We start from the raw sequence: 1,145 nt of genomic DNA on the forward strand, positions 1-1,145 counted from the left end.
CAATCATACTCCCACTCGCGGGAAATGTCAAATCGGCCGGCTTCAAAATTCCATATTCTTTCAAAAATCCACGTCGTCGAAAAACTCGGTGAGGTTGCCGTGATACGTGGCCAGGAACTCCCGCAGTTCGTCAATCTCGCGCTGGGTAATGGGGCCGGGGGAGGCCGGCTCGCGCCGGCGCGGTTCGGGCGGGTCGTCGAACAGCACCTCGATTTCCACCTCCGGCTCGTCCTCAAATTGGTCGGTTGGCTCTTCCAGCACGACCATGATGAGGCTTTCGGTGCCGCATACATCGCAGATGGCGCGAGCAAACCAGGCGTGTTCCCGCCGGCTGATGATGTCAATGGCATCAGGGGAGAAGTGACTCTGGCAGTGCTGGCATAACACGTTCTCGGCGATGTGCTGGACGATAAACCACGTTAGATGATCATTTTCTGCGGCCATGGTCGGACGGGGCAGCCGCTCAGGAGGCGGTGGGCCCGTTCCCTGAGGATATGCCCCTTACTCTCCTTCTTCTTCTTTTTCCACTACTACCGTCACCTCGGCGGTGACATTGGGCATCAACTTCACCGTCACTTTGTGGGTTCCCAGCTCCCGGATGGGCTGTTCCAGCATGATCTTGCGCTTATCTATCTCGGTGTGGAGGCGGTCGGTGATTTGTTCGGCGATGTCGGCGGAGGTGATGGAGCCGTAGAGGCGGTCTTTGGCGCCGACGCGGGCTTTGAACACCAGGGTGAGCTGATTCAGGGCATTGGCCAGTTCCGAAGCCTCGGTGTACAGGCGCTTCTCTTTTTTGGCGCGCGCCTGTTGGAGCTGTTGCGCTTGTTTGAGGGCGCTTTCCGTGGCCGGCAGGGCCAGCCCGTTGCGGATAAGGTAGTTGCGGCCGTAGCCCTCGGACACGTTGACGATGGCGCCGGCTTTGCCCAGGCCGCTGACATCTTTGGTCAAGATGACCTTCATGCAAAACGCCTCCGGTTCGACCCGTATAAGATCGCTGTTCCGTTCGGTATCAGCCATATAATACAACAGGCCATGCAAGAATGCAAATAGGGGCGCGGAGCGCGCGTTCTGCCGGCGGAGAGCGCCGGCGATAAAAAAGCCGGGGCGCCGGAAGGCGCCCCGGGGTCGATGGGAAGCGTGCTATT

2 protein-coding genes are annotated in these 1,145 nt (G+C 59.2%); both read right to left on the reverse strand.

Annotated features, from left to right (window positions below):
* Positions 1-60: 60 nt before the first annotated feature.
* Positions 61-444: a hypothetical protein gene (locus tag H5T60_11135; GenBank protein ID MBC7242985.1), complete on the reverse strand. Its 384-nt coding sequence runs from the start codon at positions 442-444 to the stop codon at positions 61-63.
* Positions 445-501: 57 nt separating this feature from the next.
* Positions 502-960, reverse strand: a complete 459-nt coding sequence (locus tag H5T60_11140) for a 50S ribosomal protein L9 (protein ID MBC7242986.1) — start codon at positions 958-960, stop codon at positions 502-504.
* Between the last annotated feature and the right edge of the window lie 185 nt (positions 961-1,145).

It is taken from the genome of Anaerolineae bacterium, assembly GCA_014360855.1.
Classification (GTDB): Bacteria; Chloroflexota; Anaerolineae; order JACIWP01; family JACIWP01; genus JACIWP01.